At 47.3% G+C, this 19,408-nt stretch carries 16 protein-coding genes; 7 read left to right on the top strand and 9 right to left on the bottom strand.

Annotated features, from left to right (window positions below; all coding sequences use genetic code 11):
- Positions 1–6: 6 nt before the first annotated feature.
- The 3 genes from OU793_RS11070 to OU793_RS11060 all read right to left on the bottom strand — a co-directional run bounded on the left by OU793_RS11070 (position 7) and on the right by OU793_RS11060 (position 2,762).
- Complete coding sequence (locus tag OU793_RS11070; RefSeq protein ID WP_005481435.1) at positions 7–1,125, bottom strand: putative 2-aminoethylphosphonate ABC transporter ATP-binding protein; 1,119 nt, start codon at positions 1,123–1,125, stop codon at positions 7–9.
- A 103-nt stretch (positions 1,126–1,228) separates the two neighbouring features.
- Positions 1,229–1,639 (bottom strand): GNAT family N-acetyltransferase, encoded by a 411-nt coding sequence (locus OU793_RS11065; protein WP_159404275.1) that lies wholly within the window; start codon positions 1,637–1,639, stop codon positions 1,229–1,231.
- A 112-nt stretch (positions 1,640–1,751) separates the two neighbouring features.
- Positions 1,752–2,762 carry a putative 2-aminoethylphosphonate ABC transporter substrate-binding protein gene (locus tag OU793_RS11060; RefSeq protein ID WP_025533230.1) on the bottom strand — a complete coding sequence of 337 codons (1,011 nt, stop codon included), beginning with the start codon at positions 2,760–2,762 and terminating at the stop codon, positions 1,752–1,754.
- A gap of 268 nt (positions 2,763–3,030) precedes the next feature.
- Between OU793_RS11060 and phnW the strand changes: the two genes are divergently transcribed.
- The 3 genes from phnW (at position 3,031) to phnX (ending at position 6,446) form a co-directional block, all read left to right on the top strand.
- Positions 3,031–4,134: a 2-aminoethylphosphonate--pyruvate transaminase gene (gene phnW / locus OU793_RS11055; protein WP_159404274.1), complete on the top strand. Its 1,104-nt coding sequence runs from the start codon at positions 3,031–3,033 to the stop codon at positions 4,132–4,134.
- Positions 4,135–4,160: 26 nt separating this feature from the next.
- A complete protein-coding gene (locus OU793_RS11050) occupies positions 4,161–5,540 on the top strand; it encodes an aspartate aminotransferase family protein (protein WP_159404273.1) in 1,380 nt (459 codons plus the stop codon).
- 90 nt (positions 5,541–5,630) lie between these two features.
- The gene (gene phnX, locus OU793_RS11045) at positions 5,631–6,446 is read left to right on the top strand and encodes a phosphonoacetaldehyde hydrolase (protein ID WP_140173235.1); all 816 of its coding nucleotides are present in this window, start codon (positions 5,631–5,633) and stop codon (positions 6,444–6,446) included.
- Between the two features lie 76 nt (positions 6,447–6,522).
- Here phnX and OU793_RS11040 read toward each other — a convergent pair whose 3' ends face one another.
- Positions 6,523–7,551, bottom strand: coding sequence for a LacI family DNA-binding transcriptional regulator (locus tag OU793_RS11040; protein ID WP_005463961.1), 1,029 nt, complete (start codon positions 7,549–7,551; stop codon positions 6,523–6,525).
- Between the two features lie 249 nt (positions 7,552–7,800).
- Between OU793_RS11040 and OU793_RS11035 the strand changes: the two genes are divergently transcribed.
- From OU793_RS11035 to OU793_RS11025, 3 genes are all read left to right on the top strand, one after another.
- Positions 7,801–8,244, top strand: coding sequence for a PTS sugar transporter subunit IIA (locus OU793_RS11035; RefSeq protein ID WP_159404272.1), 444 nt, complete (start codon positions 7,801–7,803; stop codon positions 8,242–8,244).
- Positions 8,245–8,311: 67 nt separating this feature from the next.
- The gene (locus tag OU793_RS11030) at positions 8,312–8,599 is read left to right on the top strand and encodes a PTS sugar transporter subunit IIB (protein WP_005463968.1); all 288 of its coding nucleotides are present in this window, start codon (positions 8,312–8,314) and stop codon (positions 8,597–8,599) included.
- Positions 8,600–8,608: 9 nt separating this feature from the next.
- Positions 8,609–9,865 carry a PTS ascorbate transporter subunit IIC gene (locus tag OU793_RS11025; protein ID WP_005463995.1) on the top strand — a complete coding sequence of 419 codons (1,257 nt, stop codon included), beginning with the start codon at positions 8,609–8,611 and terminating at the stop codon, positions 9,863–9,865.
- Positions 9,866–9,976: 111 nt separating this feature from the next.
- Here the strand turns inward: OU793_RS11025 and OU793_RS11020 are convergent, their stop codons facing one another.
- Together OU793_RS11020 and OU793_RS11015 are read right to left on the bottom strand one after the other, a co-directional pair.
- Positions 9,977–10,324: a hypothetical protein gene (locus tag OU793_RS11020; protein ID WP_005464009.1), complete on the bottom strand. Its 348-nt coding sequence runs from the start codon at positions 10,322–10,324 to the stop codon at positions 9,977–9,979.
- 9 nt (positions 10,325–10,333) lie between these two features.
- On the bottom strand, positions 10,334–12,367 hold the full coding sequence (locus OU793_RS11015; RefSeq protein WP_159404271.1) for a S8 family serine peptidase: 2,034 nt from the start codon (positions 12,365–12,367) through the stop codon (positions 10,334–10,336).
- Positions 12,368–12,836: 469 nt separating this feature from the next.
- On the opposite strand from OU793_RS11015, the gene OU793_RS11010 reads away from it, so the two are divergent.
- Entirely contained in the window at positions 12,837–14,093 is a 1,257-nt protein-coding gene (locus OU793_RS11010) for a type 2 secretion system lipase (protein WP_017448010.1), read from the top strand.
- Between the two features lie 126 nt (positions 14,094–14,219).
- On the opposite strand, the gene OU793_RS11005 is transcribed toward OU793_RS11010, so the two are convergent.
- The 3 genes from OU793_RS11005 to OU793_RS10995 are packed head-to-tail and all read right to left on the bottom strand — an operon-like array spanning position 14,220 to position 18,752.
- Positions 14,220–15,596 (bottom strand): efflux transporter outer membrane subunit, encoded by a 1,377-nt coding sequence (locus OU793_RS11005; protein ID WP_180793961.1) that lies wholly within the window; start codon positions 15,594–15,596, stop codon positions 14,220–14,222.
- A gap of 14 nt (positions 15,597–15,610) precedes the next feature.
- Positions 15,611–17,575: a MacB family efflux pump subunit gene (locus OU793_RS11000; protein WP_070226160.1), complete on the bottom strand. Its 1,965-nt coding sequence runs from the start codon at positions 17,573–17,575 to the stop codon at positions 15,611–15,613.
- A 1-nt stretch (position 17,576) separates the two neighbouring features.
- Positions 17,577–18,752: an efflux RND transporter periplasmic adaptor subunit gene (locus OU793_RS10995; protein ID WP_053300743.1), complete on the bottom strand. Its 1,176-nt coding sequence runs from the start codon at positions 18,750–18,752 to the stop codon at positions 17,577–17,579.
- Positions 18,753–19,408 lie beyond the last annotated feature (656 nt).

The raw sequence follows: 19,408 nt of genomic DNA, 5'->3' as shown, positions 1-19,408 counted from the left end.
TTGCACCTATGCCGCCAACGCTTTTGTAAACGCATTCCCCTGAGAAGGGATTACATAGCCGTGCAAGCCACTTTCCAAGAACTGGATGTAACGCACATCACCAATGCGAATATTGAGGTTTTGCACCGTCTCGACTGGCACATCAACAACGATTGGTTTCGCTTGGCTGTCGTTTTGTAGCTCACAATCCACGCGGAAAAATGCGCCCAAAAACTCGGTAGCGGTAATGCGTACAGGCAGCGAGTTGCGGTAGTTTTCGACAAACTTGATGTTCTCGGGACGTACCGCCAAATCAAAGCGGTCACCACGTTGAATCTTACGATTGGTTAAACTTGGTGCTGGCAGTAGAGTCTCAGCAATACGCACCTGAGATTCGGTCACAACAGATGTCTCGATAAAATTCATGCTGCCGACAAACTCGGCCACAAAGCGCGTTGCCGGTTGTTGGTAGATTTCTTGAGGCGTGCCGACTTGCTCAATTACGCCATGGTTCATTACCACGATGCGATCCGCCATCGAAAGCGCCTCATCCTGATCGTGCGTAACCATAATGGTAGTGATGCCCAGCTTTCGTTGCAGCTTACAAATTTCATCACGTAAGTGAACACGTACTTTCGCATCCAACGCAGATAAAGGTTCATCAAGAAGAAGCAGTCCCGGAGATAAAGCAAGCGCTCGCGCTAACGCCACACGTTGTTGCTGACCGCCCGACAACTGGTTAGGAAACTTCTGCCCTGAGGTTGGTAAGCCTATCGTTTCGAGCCACTGCTCTACTTTCTCCAGCGCCTCTTTGGTTGACATACCTTGGTTTTTCAAACCCACCGCAATGTTCTCTTGTACGGTGAGGTTTGGAAACAGCGCGTAAGACTGAAACACAATGCCGAAATCACGCTTTTCTGGTGGTAGAAATGTGGTCTCTTGACCGTTTTGAAAAATCGCGCCAGAAGTAGGTAGATCTAAACCTGCAATGGCACGTAATAACGTAGTTTTACCGCAGCCAGAAGGGCCCAAAAAACAAACGAACTCGCCTTTTTCGATCGCCAGTGAGATTTGCTTTAATGCAGTGAACTGTCCGAATTGTTTCACTACATTTTTAATGTTCAGATAAGGTTGGTTAATTGACATAACACACACTCCAAATGGTATATACCAACTTTAGTTTTTATGTGTTACGTTCCAATGACAAATTTATAGCCAGAAGATGACAAATAGATGAACGCCCTCCATATTAAACGCTTAAATCTAAACTCATCTTGAAATACGGAATGTCTGATTTATAAAAGCGCTCGCCCTCCTTCTGTAATCCAAACTTCTGATAAATTCTCAACGCAGACTCACGCGCATCGCACCAGAATACCTCTGCGTTCAACGCCTTAGCATCTTCAATCATCATCTCCAACATTCGAGAGCCGATCCCTTTACCTTGTTGACTTGAAGATACAGCAAACTTCCTTAGTCTTGCTGCGCCATTGTTGAAGAAGACTGACGTCACACCCACCAGCTCTCCGTTCACATAACTCCCGTAATGATAGCCAGTTTCATCTTCATCAACCTTGCAAAACTCAATGCTTTTGCTTGGCCATAAAACCTGCTGTCGAAGCGGCAGTGTCTGCTCCGCATTAATACGTTGGATTTCCATGCACTTCCTCTTTTCAACCTGAGTATCCGGCCATTAATGTGCCTCTACTTGTCGCAAGATGCAAAAAGGAGAGCAACCGCTCTCCTTTTGACAATCGGATTTGTCGTAACCCTTATGATTTTGGCTCTGATTTCGCGTCAAATTTCTCAGACCATGTCGCTAAGATTTCTGCACGCTTGCTGCCCATTTGCGCGAAGTCCATCTTCGCCATGTTCTCTTGAACGTTCGGGAAGTTAGATACGGTCGCTTTCACTTCTTTATGTCCAACCACTGGGTACATTTCTACGTAAAGCTCATTTGCTGCTTTAGAGATTGACCAGTCGACAACACGCTTGGCTGCATCCGACTCTTTCACTAGGCCAACCGCTTCTGATTCCCAGCCAATGCCTTTAGGTGTGATAACCGCAAGTGGTGCACCTTGTGTTTTCAGCTTCGCGCCGCGGCTCGCCATCGAAATACCGATCGCCACTTCGCCCATACCTGCTTGAACGCATGGCTTAGAGCCAGAATGTGTGTAGTGTGCAATGTTTTTGTCTAGGTCACGCATGTAGTTCCATGCCTGATCTTCACCCATGTTTTGTAGCCAAGCAGACACCTGCATGTAGCCAGTGCCCGAAGAAGCTGGGTTAGGCATTGCAATGTGACCTTTGTAAACCGGCTTCGTTAGGTCTTCCCAAGACGTTGGTTTAGGCAGGTTAAGTTGTTTCGCTACCGCTTCGTTGAAACAAACTGCGTTAAAGAACGCATCATTCCCGAACCAAGCTTGGTTTGATTGAGGGTCGTTTAGGTTCGCGTGCAGCTCTTCCAAACCTTTTGGTGTGTAAGGCTTAAGAAGACCTTCATCTTTAAGCAGTGCCATTGACGAGCCAGCAAGCCCCCAAACCACTTCCGCTTGAGGGTTATTCTTTTCTGCCAGCAATTTCGCCGTCATGATACCTGTTGAATCACGAACCCACTTAATCTTGATATCTGGGTTGTCTTTCTCAAACGCAGACTTGTATTTAGCAAGAATGTCAGTTTCGAAAGCGGTGTAAACCGTCACTTCCTGTGCAGCCATTGCATTGGTAGCAAGCAGAGAGACAAGCGCAGCCAGCGATCCTTTCATCAAACGGTTTTTCATCATTTTCTCCAGTTAATTTGGCTAAGTTTTCATTTTGGTCTGTACCAGTTGACGCTAATTACCCTACTTCGCCAATGTGACGAATTCATGACCATAAAATGGCAGTTTTGAGAAAATTATCGATAAATAGGCGACCAACTGATCGGTGAAATTTTGGATATGAAAGTTTTATGAAATTCACTGAATGGCTATTTACGACCCTTTTTCATCCTTGCTAGAGTGAATCCAATTTCTGGTGTAGACCAATTAAATTATTCTGATGGAAATCGAGATGAAAAACGAATACCTACTACTGACTCCAGGTCCTTTATCCACTTCTGAAAGCGTTCGTGAAGCCATGCTTAAAGACTGGTGTACTTGGGATGATGAATACAACAAAGACATTGTCGAAGTGATCCGCACTAAGCTTGTAAAACTGGCAACCAACCAAGACGGCTACACCAGCGTACTAATGCAAGGCAGCGGCACTGCGTCGGTAGAAGCCACGATTGGCAGCGCCATTGGCAAAGAGGGGAAATTATTAGTTGTCGACAACGGTGCTTACGGTGCGCGTATCGCCCAGATCGCTGATTACCTAAATATTCCATGCCATGTAGTTTCCCCAGGCGAAACATCACAGCCACACTTGAACGAGGTGGAAACTGCATTGGCATCGGACCCTGCTATCACACACGTGGCGATTGTTCACTGTGAGACAACCACTGGCATGCTTAACCCAATTGAGGCATTTGCTTCTGCTGCAAAAGCGCACGGCAAAGTGGTGATTCTCGATGCCATGTCGAGCTTCGGCGGGATTCCTATCGATATCGCAGAACTAGGCATCGATTTTATGATCAGCTCTGCAAACAAATGTATTCAAGGCGTGCCGGGCTTTGGCTTTGTGATTGCGAAACAAACGGAACTCGAAAAGTGCCAAGGTCAGGCACGTTCTTTGAGCCTTGACCTTTACGACCAGTGGCACTGCATGGAAGTGAACCACGGCAAATGGCGTTTCACGTCTCCTACGCACACGGTTCGCGCTTTCTACCAAGCATTACTAGAGCTGGAACAAGAAGGCGGCATTGAGGCTCGTCATAACCGTTACGAAACTAACCAGAAAACACTGGTTGCAGGTATGCGCTCTCTTGGTTTCGAACCGCTACTGAGTGATGACCTTCACTCGCCAATCATCACTTCTTTCTACTCTCCAACACACAGTGATTACCAATTCAAAGCGTTCTACACGCGTTTGAAAGAGCAAGGCTTCGTGATTTATCCGGGTAAAGTATCGAACGCAGATTGCTTCCGTATCGGCAACATTGGTGAAGTTTACCCAGCAGATATCGAGCGCTTAATCGGTGCGATTGAAAAAGCAATGTACTGGCAAGTTGCGTAAAGCAGCCTTCTGGTTGAGAGAGCGTTATGACTCAGAACATCAAACCGACCCATTTTCGTAGTGAAGGCGATGTCAACACGACACCGGCGCGCCAAGCTTGGAATGCATCGATGGACGACGAACGCACGCAAGCATTGTTGAAGCGTGATTCGGAGGTCTTTCTTCATCAAGCCATGTCGACGCCTTGCTTAGATACCTTGGAAGCAGCAGAAGGCATCTACATCCAAGATTCTACGGGCAAAAAGTACATGGACTTCCATGGCAATAACGTCCATCAGTTGGGCTACGGTCATCCGCATGTGATTAAACGTGTGCAAGAGCAAATTGCCAAACTGCCGTTTTCTCCACGTCGTTTTACCAATGAAACCGCGATTGAATGTGCCGAAAAGCTCACCCAAATCTGTGGTGGCGAATTGAACCGTGTGTTGTTTGCTCCAGGTGGTACCTCTGCGGTTGGCATGGCACTTAAACTAGCGCGCCACATCACGGGCAACTACAAGGTGGTGTCTCTGTGGGACTCCTTCCACGGCGCATCGCTGGATGCCATCTCAGTGGGCGGTGAAGCGTGTTTCCGTCAAGGCATGGGACCATTAATGGCAGGCGTTGAGCGCATTCCACCCGCGGTGTCTTATCGTGGCGCTTTCCCAGTCGCTGATGGTAGCGATGTGCATTACGCCGACTACCTTGAATACGTGATTGAAAAAGAAGGTGGCGTGGGCGCGTTTATCGCAGAAGCGGTTCGCAATACCGACGTACAAGTGCCGAGTAAAGCCTACTGGAAACGCATCCGTGAAATCTGTGACAAACACAATGTCATGCTGATCATCGACGACATTCCTAACGGCATGGGTCGCAGCGGTGAATGGTTCACCTACCAAGCCTACGACATCGAGCCAGATATGCTCTGCGTCGGTAAAGGTTTGGGCGGAGGTTTAGTGCCTATCGCTGCCATGGTAACCAAAGACAAATACAACACTGCCGAGCAAATCTCCATGGGTCATTACACTCATGAGAAAAGCCCTATCGGTTGTGCTGCAGCACTGGCAACCATGGAAGCCATTGAACAAGGCGGCTTGCTAGATAATGTCAAAGCCGACAGCCAGTTCATGCGTGAAAAGCTGCTAGAGATGAAAGCCAAATACCCAGTGATTGGTGATGTGCGTGGCATCGGCATGTTGTGGGGCATTGAGTTGGTCACCGACCACGAGAGCAAAGCACGCGCGTATGACGAAGCGGAAGCTGTGTTGTACCAATGCCTCAACAACGGAGTGAGTTTCAAGGTATCGCAAGGTAACGTGATTCAACTCAGCCCACCGCTGATCATCACCCGCGAACAACTGACAGAAGCATTGGCGATCTTCGAAGAAGCGATCGCCAAAGTGTGTAAAGACTTTAACTACTTTTAAGGTCAACTGACCTCAACAAAAACCAATGTATCCAGAGCGCCGTTCCAACGTGGAGGCAAGCGCCCTGGCAAGCAAGGAAAAGGATTGAACATGAGCAACTCACCAATTCAAGCAGTGATCTTTGACTGGGCTGGTACTATCGTCGATTTCGGCTCTTTTGCGCCAACCAGCATCTTTGTGGAAGCGTTTAAACAAGGCTTTGATTTTGACATCAACCTTGAAGAAGCGCGTGAGCCGATGGGGCTTGGTAAGTGGGACCACATCCAAGCTGTGGGTCGCATTCCTGCGGTTGATAAGCGTTGGAATGAAAAGTTTGGTCGCTCAATGACCAGCGAAGACATCGACGCAATTTACGCAGCATTTATGCCTTTGCAAAAAGCAAAAGTGGCTGACCACGCAGAACCAATCCTCAACGCAGTTGAAGTGGTAAACGGTCTGAAAGACAAAGGCATTAAGATCGGTTCTTGTTCGGGTTACCCGCGTGAGGTGATGGACGTACTGATTCCAGTTGCAGCGGATTACGGCTACCAACCAGATTATGTTGTCGCGACAGACGATCTGCCCCAAGGTGGTCGCCCTGCGCCGTTTATGGCACTGAAAAACGTGATTGAGCTTGGTGTAACCGACGTTAAAGCATGCGTCAAAGTGGACGATTCAGCACCAGGCATCTTTGAAGGTCACAATGCGGGCATGTGGACGGTGGGTCTGCTGCTTTCTGGTAACGAAGCGGGTCTGACATTTGAAGAATACCAAGCCGCAGACGAAGCAACCTTAGAGAAAGCTCGTGAAAAAGCACGCGCGAAGTTTATCAAGAGTGCACCTCACTACTTAATCGACACCATCTCCGATCTGCCAGAGGTGATCGTAGATATCGAACAACGCCTAGCCGCGGGCGAACGTCCGTAGTTTTCGCTCGTGAATTCAGAATGTAAAAAGCCTCTCCATATTGAGAGGCTTTTTGTATTTATGGAAAGCGGAGGGGTCAATTAATCGCGGTACTTGCTCGACGCTTTAGCTTAAAGCCCATACTGGTTGGCCTTTCTTCTGGCTCACCTTTGATGGCATGCAACAGTTTTTCTGCCGCCTTGGTGCCCATGCGCTCGTAATCAAATTCTGCCGATGTCAAACTTGGGTAAGCGTGCTCCCCCATAGAAGAACCTTCAAGGCAAATAATGGCAATGTCGGTCGGGACTTTGAGAACACGGCGATGGCACTCAAAGAGCGCACCAATTGCTATCTCCTCATGGCTACACACCAAAGCATTCAAGCTTGAATCGCGCAGCAATAACTTCGCCAATCCTTCCGCACCCAATTGTGAAGATGGCGCTTCATGAGTCGTCAGAAAATGATCTGGGGTGAGATAGTTTTCAATCATCGCACTTTGCCAACCGTGTAACTGGCGTTGCAACGTCGAGTGATTCCCGCGCGCCCCAATAAAACCAACGTTCTTAAAACCTTGTTCAATCAGGTGTCTGGTACAGGCCTTACCCACTTCGAAGTGATCCACGCCAATGTTGAGATAACTGGCCTTTGAGCTCAGTTCGGCAATCTCTAACACTGGCGTATTTGATGCCTCTAACAGTTGATGCGTTCGCTGACTATGCTCACTTCCAAACAGTACAACGCCCGCAGGACGGCTCTCTAAAAAAGTCGAAAGCAACTTTTCTTCTTGCTCAATCGAGTAGTCGCTGTAACCCAGCAATAGTTGATAACCCGCTTTGTTTAACGCCTGTTGGAAGCTTGGTAAGAAATGCGCGCATGCTTTTTCAAACAGTGACGGAATGATAAGAGCGATGGAATAACTTTCTGCAGATGCGAGTGCCCCTGCGGCTTTGTTCGGGATATAGCCGAGCTCATCAACCACTTGTTGAATTTTTTCTCTCAGCTTATCGGATACCAGCTCTGGCGTTCGTAATGCTCGCGACACCGTCATCGTGCCTACGCCTGCTTGTTTGGCGACATCAGCCAAAGTGACATTGCCGGTACTTCTTCGTTTGCGAGGTTCGCTCATTGTTTTTATTTAATGTTCTCTAATTTCAGCTGCGACATCTTATCACACCGCTTTAATGGTTTTGATATTAGCGCATTAGAACTCGAACACCAGCACATGAAACTTCGATGCCTGATAAAAATGATAGCGCTATCACAATTAATGGTAGCGCTATCAGATAGCGCTACCATTTGTGATCACTCTCAGGTTTTTCTGGCAAATTGATCGATAAAGTACGCAGCAACAAAACAACAAATCGGAAACATTCCAATGCTACGTGAACTGATTACCTCTGATGTCATTCGCATCCATTCTGACGCAACCGACTGGAAATATGCGATCAGCAAATCTTGTGAAGCTTTGATTGAAAATGGCGCGATAGAACCAAGTTACGTTGAAGCAATTTATCGCTCGCACGAAGAGCTTGGCCCTTACTACGTGGTAGGTCCGGGTATGGCGATGCCACACGCTCGCCCTGAAGATGGCGTTAACCGTTTGTCACTGGCGATCACGGTGATCCAAAACGGCGTCAACTTTAACTCTGAAGAAAATGACCCTGTAAAAATGCTGGTCACGCTAGCGGCAACGGACAGTAATAGCCACGTTGATGCGATTTCGAAACTGGCGGAATTGTTTATGAATGAAGAGCACGTAGAGGCCATCTGCAACGCTCAAAGCAAAGAAGATGTTCTTGCGATCATCGATAAATACTGAGTTTTACTCCTGACATACCCCATTCACAAATGGGTATACCCCCTATAAAAAAGAAAAGGTCTGAATTATGAAAATTATGGTTGTTTGCGGTCACGGTCTTGGTACTAGCCTAATGATGGAAATGAGCATCAAAAGCATCGTAAAAGAATTGAATGTCGATGCCGCTGTGGATCACATCGATCTTGGCTCAGCAAAAGGCACAAGTTGCGACATTTTCATCGGCACAAAAGACATTGCAGAACAGTTGGAAGCTCTTGGCGTTGAGCAACGTATCGTAGCGCTTGATAACATGGTCGACAAAGTCGCAATGAAAGAGCGTTTATCTGTGGCACTTCAAGAGCTTGGCGCTCTATAAGGTGGCGTTATGGAATTCTTCAGTTTCTTAATGAACGATGTCCTATCAGAGCCAGCGGTTCTGGTCGGTCTCATCGCTCTAATCGGCTTAATTGCCCAGAAAAAACCAGTCACCGAGTGCATTAAAGGCACGGTAAAAACCATTCTTGGTTTCATCGTGCTTGGCGCAGGTGCAGGCTTAGTTGTGAGCTCGCTAGGCGACTTTGCGACGATTTTCCAACACGCATTTGGCATTACAGGCGTGGTTCCAAACAACGAAGCTATCGTCTCTATCGCGCAAGAAGCGTTTGGTAAAGAGATGGCGATGATCATGTTCTTCGGTATGTTGGTGAACATTCTGATCGCTCGTTTCACGCCGTGGAAATTCATCTTCCTAACAGGTCACCACACGCTATTTATGTCGATGATGGTGGCGGCGATTCTGGCATCTAGCGGCATGAAAGGTGTTCCACTGATCGCTCTTGGCTCTGTGGTTGTGGGTTCTGTAATGGTGTTCTTCCCTGCAATTGCGCACAAATACATGAAGCAAGTAACAGGCTCAGACGACGTTGCGATTGGTCACTTCTCAACGCTTTCTTACGTCCTAGCTGGTTTCATTGGCAGCAAGTTTGGTAACAAAGAGCACTCAACTGAAGAGATGAATGTCCCTAAGAGCTTGTTGTTCTTACGCGATACGCCAGTGGCTATCTCGTTCACCATGGGCATCATTTTTATGGTGACGTGTTTGTTCGCTGGCGGTGATTTTGTCCGTGAAGTCAGTGGTGGTAAACATTGGTCTATGTTTGCGCTGATGCAGTCCATCACATTCGCCGGTGGTGTGTACGTCATCCTGCAAGGTGTACGTATGGTTATCGCAGAAATCGTTCCTGCATTTAAAGGCATCTCAGACAAACTGGTTCCAAACGCAAAACCTGCACTGGATTGTCCGGTTGTGTTCCCATACGCGCCAAACGCGGTATTGGTGGGCTTCCTATCGAGCTTTGCAGCCGGTCTAGTGGGCATGTTCCTGCTGTACGTGATGGGTCTTACTGTGATTATCCCAGGTGTCGTTCCACACTTCTTTGTGGGTGCTGCGGCAGGTGTATTTGGTAATGCTACAGGCGGTCGTCGCGGCGCAATTCTAGGCGCGTTTGCACAAGGTCTACTGATTACTTTCCTACCTGTATTCCTAATGCCAGTACTGGGTGATCTTGGCTTTGCAAACACAACATTCAGTGATGCTGACTTCGGCGCGGTAGGTATCCTACTTGGTTTGATTGTTCGCTAAGTTTTCTCTCTGATGAATGCGGAATTAGGCTCGTCGGCATTCATCTCTGAGAGGCTTTAGCCATAGAAAAGCACTCAAAAAAAAGCCCCCCTTTTTATTATTGAGGCTATCTTATTGGGACAGCAACTTTCTCGTTGGTTCTTGCTCTGTGTACTCAACCGCATCGCTGGTGGAAAGCTTGTCGACATCTTCTTGAGAGCCGGTTACTACCAACACTTGCTGTTTCACCAAAGCATCGACCACTTCAAGGTTGTTGTGACGAAGAAGCGCTCTCACTTCGCTTTCTTTCCCTTTGTGATATTTCACAAAATAGCGAGCCGGTTGTTGCTCTGCACTTGTTGGACGCTCATCCACAAGAGGAAAGCCTTGGTTGTTGGCAAGGCTGGTGGCGCTCATGCCAATCGCCAATAGCGCGGTCAAACTCCCCGCCGTTACGGAAAGTAAGGTCAGCTTCTTCATAGTCACTCCTTATTGAAATGTCAGAGACCAACTGTTGATTGTACCTGTGTCTCTTCTGGCACTGTCGACGGCTTTAAGTTCCCAAGAACCTTGTGATTCAAAACCAGAGAAATCAACTTGGAAAGTGGTTTTGATATCGTTAGCGCTGCCGCCTGTATTGTCGTGAAGCACGACTTGTCCACCTGTCGGTGAAGTCAGAGTCACTCGTAGGTCACCGATGTAAGTATGGCTAATATCTACGTCAATGCTTACAGTACCTGAGTCGCCAGTGCGATCGACATTCAGTGCGCTGATGGCACCAGAGGTTTTGTTGTCAGGAATCGCAACAGAGTTAGTGTTTGAGTAGCTAGAATCTGAAGAGCTACCGCCACCGTCAGGACCATTACAGCCCGCATCCAAGAACAGCTTCGCCGCTTCCGCATTCACTAGGCCGTGACCTGTGCGGTTATCTCGACCTGCAACATCAATGTCTGTCGCGGTTTTGATCAACGCGTTACGTACTTGCGCTGCGGTACACGTTGGGTGGTAACTCCACACCAAGCCAGCTACGCCCGTTACGTGCGGAGTCGCCATCGAAGTGCCGTTGTAGTACTCGTAGTCTTCACCTGAAGTAGTTGCAACCGTGATCTCTTGGCCTACGTAACCCAATAGCTCTTGACCAAATGCACGATCAACTGTCACCGACACCATGCGATAAGCGTTGTTTTGGTCAACTAAGAATGGGTTTTGTAACCCAGCCAATGCCGCGTTGCTGTATACAATCGCCGCGCTTGCGCCTGCGTTGTAACATGCTCGGACTGCATCCACCTCTGGGTATGTACCTGAAGATTGATTACCAATACGCTCAGTAAGACAGATTTTGCCTGACATGTCGCCACAGTTGAAGTTGCCACCAGACACATCACAGCTTGCCAATGTCGCGGTGACTGAACCTGCAACTGGTGCTGGTACAAACTCAGTGCCGTTGTGGACCAAACGGTTATGAGGCACGATGCCACGGTCAAACTGGCTAACACCGTTTAGCGTAATGTCAGACAACTTACCTTCGCCTACTGTTACGGTGGACAAAATCGCCACACCCGGCGCCGCGATTTCAACTTGATCCGTCGCTTGCGAGAACGCCGCGTGATCATTTTGATTATCGACCGCTGCAACTGACATAACAGAATCGTAAGACGCTGGGTAGCTGTGCGCAGTATTGCCGTCGTTACCCGCCGCAGCGATTAACAGTACGCCTTGATCGTAGATCGCTTTCAGCGCATTTTGCTCCGTGCGGCTCGATTGGCTACCGCCGAGACTCATGTTCACCACGTTTGCACCATTATCAGCACACGTTTGTATCGCTTTCACAAGACCAGAAGAGTAACCCCAGCCCGCTTCGTTAAACACTTTCACGATGTGAAGGTTCACGTTTTGGTTTGGCATCACGCCCTTCACGCCTTCAGTATTCGCGATCGCAGCGATTGTGCCCGCTACGTGAGTACCATGCGCATTGTTGTTGCCAGGATCGCTCCATGATCCTGTGCCGCTGTCATTGGTACCAGCAACACGGTTACCGCTCAGATCGTTATGCGACAGATCGTAGCCAGAATCGATGATACAAACCGTGCGGTTACCTGCATTGAAGTCATCCAACTGCTGAGCATTCACTGCGTTGTAACCCCAAGGTACCGTTTCACTTAGCAGGTAACGCGGAGGATCGACTTCTACGTATTCCACATCACCACGGTTACGCAGTGGTTCAAGATCATCCCTATCCAGCTCAACGCTGTAAATGGCACGGTTACCTAGTTTTTCCACTTTACGTGCTTTCACCTGTTGCAAAACAGATTCTTGCGCGATACGTGGTCCCCAAAACGAGTTGCCACCCATCGAAGATCGGCTTACCGGATCTTCTTTGAATTTGACGATGTATTTCGTCGGCAACTTGGATTCGTCGAATCCCATCGGTGGAGCCGCGAATGCTGACATGGAAGCAGTCAGCGCGACGGCGACAGCAGACAATGTAAATAAGCCTTGTTTTTTACTTGTTGTGTAGTGCATTTGCCCTATTCCTTAGTTGAGCTAATTTTTATTCACTATATCCTCATGAAAAATCATCATTGCGATGTATACATGAGTCACTCAGCTATAGTTCATCGTCCAAAAATGCCAAACAATTTGTTTCATGAATATACAAATTTGTACAAAATATCATTCAATCAACATTTTTAGTTAACATCAAAAAGCATCAACAAAACCTTATAAAGCAATCACTTATTTAACAAAAAGTGCATGTTAAATTAATGTTAGTGAGTAATTATTCTAAATATGAGCCATTTAATCGATTGCTATGCTGAATGATTTTTTTGACCGTGATGCCAAAATCAAAATAATGAATATTTAGTTGTTGACTGTCTGGAGTATTTACTCAGAATTAGAGGGTTTAGTGAGAAAAATTCTCATCTAAACAATGTTATAGCCAAGTATTTTTTCAATGTGCTTGGGTCAATAACCATTACAAGAAGAGTGAATGATGAAAAAAACAATCACACTATTAACTGCATTACTCCCGCTTGCTTCTGCAGTTGCCGAAGAGCCAACCTTATCACCAGAAATGGTTTCAGCGTCTGAAGTGATCAGCACGCAAGAAAACCAAACCTATACCTATGTTCGCTGTTGGTATCGCACCAGCTACTCGAAAGATGATCCGGCGACCGATTGGGAATGGGCAAAAAACGAAGATGGTAGCTACTTCACCATTGACGGCTACTGGTGGAGCTCCGTTTCATTTAAAAACATGTTCTACACCAACACGTCGCAAAACGTTATCCGTCAGCGTTGTGAAGCAACATTAGATTTGGCGAACGAGAACGCAGACATTACGTTCTTCGCCGCTGACAATCGCTTCTCATACAACCACACGATCTGGAGCAACGACGCAGCAATGCAGCCAGATCAAATCAACAAAGTGGTTGCACTCGGTGACAGCTTGTCTGATACAGGCAACATCTTTAACGCATCACAATGGCGCTTCCCTAACCCGAACAGCTGGTTCTTAGGTCACTTCTCCAACGGTTTTGTGTGGACAGAATACATTGCCAAAGCGAAGAACCTTCCGCTCTACAACTGGGCAGTTGGCGGCGCGGCTGGTGAGAACCAATACATCGCGCTAACAGGGGTTGGTGATCAAGTTTCTTCGTACTTAACCTACGCAAAACTGGCGAAGAACTACAAACCAGCAAACACCTTGTTTACGCTTGAGTTTGGTTTGAATGACTTCATGAACTACAACCGTGGCGTTCCAGAAGTGAAAGCGGATTATGCAGAAGCACTGATTCGTTTGACGGACGCAGGTGCGAAGAACTTCATGTTGATGACACTGCCAGACGCGACGAAAGCGCCTCAGTTTAAGTACTCAACACAAGAAGAGATCGACAAAATTCGTGCGAAAGTGCTTGAGATGAACGAGTTCATCAAGGCACAAGCGATGTACTACAAAGCGCAAGGTTACAACATCACGTTGTTTGATACTCACGCCTTGTTCGAGACGCTAACTTCTGCGCCCGAAGAGCACGGTTTCGTGAACGCGAGTGATCCTTGTTTGGACATCAACCGCTCATCGTCTGTCGATTACATGTACACCCACGCATTGCGCTCTGAGTGTGCGGCGTCTGGTGCTGAGAAGTTTGTGTTCTGGGATGTCACGCACCCAACAACAGCAACTCACCGCTATGTTGCAGAGAAAATGCTAGAAAGTAGCAACAACTTAGCCGAGTACCGTTTCTAACCAGACACGGCTTCTGAGTTGAAACCTTATCTTCGTACACACGTTGATAAGCAAAATGGCCACGACACATCGTGGCCATTTTTATCGAAGGAACTTTGTGGTCACAGCAGTCGCAGCGCTGAACAGTTACAGTGGCGTGACGTCGGTTCCTCCTAAAGACTGGTAAAGCGTAACCTGAGTGAGAAACTGGTTGTAGCGGTTTTCCAACAAAGAAGCTTGCGCGTTTCTGGTCTCTTCTTGTGCATTCAAATAGTCCATGATCGACGTCGAGCCATACTGATACCGCGCAGCATAAATGGACTCAGCGGCACTTGCGGCATCATACTGTTCTTGTAAACGCGCCGCCTGATACTTCAATTTCTCGCGTGCCGACAAGGCATTTTCGACATCTTGGAATGCGGCGTACAACACTTGGCGATAACTCACAATAGCCGATTGATAGTCTAAATCGGCAATGGCTTGGCTATTTTTCATCTCATTCCACTGCAAAAACGGTAGCGTCATATCTGCACCTAAACTGCCGATCGGGTTGGAAAGCAGGTCTTTGAGCGCTTGTGACGATCCCCCCAGAGCCCCAGTGAGCGTCAGCTTGGGCAAGTAGTCCAAATCTGCTGCGTCTTTATTTGCTAGCGCGGCTTTGACTTCATAAATCGCTGCTTTAATGTCGGGTCTGCGGATCAATAAATCAGACGGAGCACCAACACTCAACGATGGCATATCGCCTTCAGGCAGCATTTGGATGTTTGCACTGATGCTCTTCGGCGGTTGATTGAACAAAATCGCAAAGGCGTTGTTTGCCTCAAGTAAACTCTGTTCAAACTCACTTTGCTGCGCTTGTAAGCTTGCCAGCGTACGTTTGGCTTCAAGCACATCTAACTGATCCACAGCGCCAAGTTGGTACTGTTTTTCAATCAATTGTAGCGTTTGAGCTGCGTCTTCCACATTACGCTGACTGAGGTTTAAGCGCTGTTTTAGATAGCCGATTTGCCAATATAACGATGCTGTCGTTGCCACCAAACTTTGTGCGGTCGCCTCACGATCTTGTTGACTTGCCATCGCCGTCCACTTGGCTTGGTCAACGTCTGCCGAGATTTTTCCCCACAAATCCAACTCGTAATTGACGGACAAGTTAGTGCTGTAGCTATCTGCCGATTCCCCGCTATCAAGAGATTTTTGAACTTGTCCTGATGTGGAAGAACTCAACGTAGGGAAAAGGTCATCTTGCGCTAAACCCAGCTGTAAACGCGCTTTCTTTAGCGTTAGCGTTGCCAGCGTCAAATCGTTGTTTTGAGCCAACACCTGAGTAATGTATTGATTAAGCGTTGGGTCGTTAAACGCCAACCACCAAGGATCCATACTGACATCATCCGCAACATGCATCTGTTGCCAATTTGCAGGCACTTGCACCTCAGGAGCTTGATAGTCGCTACGCATAAGGGAACCACAACCTGACAACCACACTGCGCTTAAGGCAGCCGCGACCAATCGAGTTTTGAATTTCATTGTGTTACTCATTTTTAGTCTCTCGCTAGCGCTTCTATCGGATCGAGTTTGGCGGCATTGCGAGCGGGTAAAAAGCCGAAAGCGATGCCAATCAACGTTGAGCAAATAAACGCCCAGATGATCGAGTTCATTGAGTAAATCATTTGGAAGCTGCTGCCAGAGGTACTGAATGCAAAACCAATCAAAAATGCCAAGCCAATACCAGCAATGCCACCACACAAACACACTAGTACCGCTTCAATCAAAAACTGACGCAAAATATCCGCTTGCCGCGCACCCACAGCCATTCGCACACCGATCTCTTTCGTGCGCTCTGTCACCGACACCAACATGATGTTCATTACGCCAATTCCGCCGACAATTAGGGAGATCACCGCAATCGCTGAGATCAGTAACGTCATGGTTGCGGTGGTTTTCTCGATGCTCTGACGAATGGTGTCAGTGTTAATCGTGAAGAAATCTTCTGTACCGTGACGCATTTTTAACAAGTTGATGATGCTCTGTTCTACCGCTGCGCTTGGGGCGTTCTCATCAATCCGTACAGTAATGCCGTTGAGGTAGCGTTGTCCCATCATTCGTCCCGACATGGTGGTGTATGGCACCCAAATTTTCAGCGCGTCGCTGTTGCCAAACGCGTCTTCTTTTTTCTGCGTGACACCCACAATACGCACTGGCAATGAACCTAGAAAAATCACTTCACCAATCGGATTTCTATCCGCAAACATTTCCTTTCTGGTGTTGTCATCAATCACTGCTTCTTGGGCGAGTGAGTTCACGCTCTCTTCATCCCAAAACTGACCTTTGGCGATCTCATAACCGCGCACACGGAAATAATCTTCCCCAACCCCTTCCACAGACGCGGTTGCATCCTGATTGGCGTAACGCACGGTTAAGCTGTTGGATAAAGACGGCGTGACACTGTCGACAAAAGGTAGACTCTCCAACGATTTAGCATCGTCGGCGGTTAGCGTTTTCACTCGTCCGGAGCGGCGGTCACCAAACCCTTTGCCCGGCCTGACATCAATGGTGTTTGTTCCCATGGATGAAATATTCGACAAAATTTGCTGTTGTGAACCATTACCTAGTGCCACCACGGAAACCACCGAGGCTATACCAATAATGATGCCGAGCATGGTCAAAAACGTGCGCATTCTGTGGCTAGACATCGCCAGCAGCGCCATTTTGAGCGCGTCAATAAAACTGTCCCACTTCCACCACTTACTGGCGACTTGCGCTGGGCGATGAAAAGACGCGCTCGGTGTCTGTACTGCTTGCTCATTGATTACAACTTGTGCATTTGGCGTATCTGCAATGATTTCACCATCTTTGATTTCAATGATGCGATCCGCAAAGTTCGCCACATTCATATCATGAGTCACTAAGATGACCGTATGCCCAAGTTGATGCAACTCTTTAAGCAGTGCCATCATCTCTTGCCCACTGTGACTGTCTAATGCGCCAGTGGGCTCATCAGCAAGAATCACCTCACCACCGTTCATCAGTGCACGAGCAACACTCACGCGCTGTTGCTGGCCACCACTCAGTTGGCTGGGCTTGTGAGTCAAACGATCTTCCAGCCCCAAGCGAGCCAATAACGACTGCGCTCGCTCCGTTCTTTGACGATGAGGAACTCCCGCGTAAACCGCAGGTACTTCCACGTTTGCCACCGCGGTTAAGTCCCCCAGCAAATGGTAACGCTGGAATATAAAGCCAAAATACTCGCGGCGCAGTTCCGCCAGTTGGTCGGATTCCAACGTCGAGACATCTTGCCCATTAATGAAGTATCGACCACTGGACGGTTTATCCAAGCAGCCGAGCACATTCATCAGCGTCGATTTACCTGAGCCTGATGCACCCACGATCGCGACCATTTCACCGCGTTTTATCTCTAAATTAATGTGGTTCAACACGGTAAGCGACTCGTCGCCAGAGACAAATCGTCGAGTTAAATCCTCAACTTTTAAAAGCACGTCACTCATCTTAGAACCTCATCGGAGGTCGACGACGATCACCTCGGCTTGATGATTCTCCATCCATAGCATTGCCAAGAACAACTTGGTCGCCCTCCTTCAAACCTGAGAGAATTTCTGCGTTCACTTTGTTGTTAATACCCACTGTCACGGGCTTTTGCACCACTTGGCCCTGTTCAAGCACTGGCACGGTATAGTTGCCTTTGCCGCCAGATTTTTGCAGCACTTGTGAAGGGACAATCAAGGTATTTTCCGATTGCTCAAGGACAATCGAAACTTGCGCAGTCATGCCAATACGCAAAATGCCTTGCGGGTTCTTCACATCAAATACAGCGTTGTAGTAAATGGCGTCGCTATCTGAAATGCTCAAATCGCTGTCATCGCCATCCATGATGGTTGGCCCCGGCTCAATGGCGCGCAATGTACCTTTAAACTGCTGATTCGGTTTACCTAAAATGGTGAACAGCGCCGTTTGGCCGGGGTGAACAAAAATCACATCGGCTTCCGAAATTTCGGCTTTCACCGTCATCGTATCTAACTTAGCTAACTCGATAATAGTTGGCGTGGTTTGATTGGCGTTTACGGTTTGTCCTTCTTCCACCGCGGTGTAGACCACCGTGCCATCCATCGGTGCGTTGATGGTGGTGTAACCGAGATCTAACTGCGCATTGTCGACGTTGATTTTGGCTTTCTCGATTTCGGCATCCAGTTGCGCTAACTCGGCTTTGTAGATGGCGAGCGTCGCTTCGGCATTCTCGTAATCAGCTCGTGAGCTCGCTTTCGCTGCCAACATGCCTTTTTGACGCACGTATTCATAGTTTGCTTGTTTAATCTGCGCTTGCTTAGCCTGGTACTGAGCGTTGAGACTATTAAGAGACGCTTGGGCTTCTTTGAGGCTGTTTTGCTGAGTCAGGCTGTCAATCTGTGCAATCAAGTCCCCCTGTTTGATCTCATCCCCTAAGTTCACAGCGAGGCGTTGAATTTGCCCAGATACTTGCGCACCTACATTCACCAATTTGGACGCTTGCAACATGCCGTTGGCTAATACCGCCTTTTCGATATTGCCTTTGCGAACGACTTCTGTCGCGTAAGAAGAAATGGGTTCTGGACGTTGCAGATAATGATAACCACCAGCACCAATAGCAAGTAGGCCACACAAAACGAGCCATTTTTTATTGAGTTTCATAGCAGGAGTGAAGTAAATAATCGTTTTGATTTTATACTGCTATTTGTCTTAGCCGTACAGGGTACGAGACGTAAAGATAGGTAAATTAACGTCAAGATACTGAAGGAATAACTTCACTAACGTGAAAAATCCGAGATATTATAGTCACTTCAAAACTTTATCATTCAATAAATATAACAAAGATCATTTTTAATATAGAAATTTAAGTTATAAGTATTATAAACAAAACTTTTAAATACCAACAAACCAGTAAAATCTAAGCTTATTCAATATGCCATCCATTTAAATTTCATTATGGTCATTTTGATGATTGAGTTTAAAGAGGAGTTAAGTGGCAAGTTAAATAAAAAATACCCACATAACACAGGTAAGACCGAGAGGAGTGTGTCATGTGGGTTTAAAACGATAGTTCTCTTGCTGATTCGAACTACCAACGTTGGGATGCAATGGAAATACAAATGACTCAGAGTTTCCATCACGGACACTTTATCGCTGGATTTGCCTCTGTTTGTTAGGGAACGGTCAGCACAATAAAAATAGAGAAGTAATACCGCAAAAATAAAAATAGGGGCTCTGAGTTTAATTTACACGTAAAATAATCACCACATTCACGACATGAACCATTAATAAATTCATCAATAAATATTTATTAAGTT

Source organism: Vibrio sp. VP6, assembly GCF_028823755.1.
Taxonomy (GTDB): Bacteria; Pseudomonadota; Gammaproteobacteria; order Enterobacterales; family Vibrionaceae; genus Vibrio; species Vibrio parahaemolyticus.
Note: the sequence above shows the minus strand (reverse complement) of the source record. Positions and strands in the feature narration are given on the sequence as shown.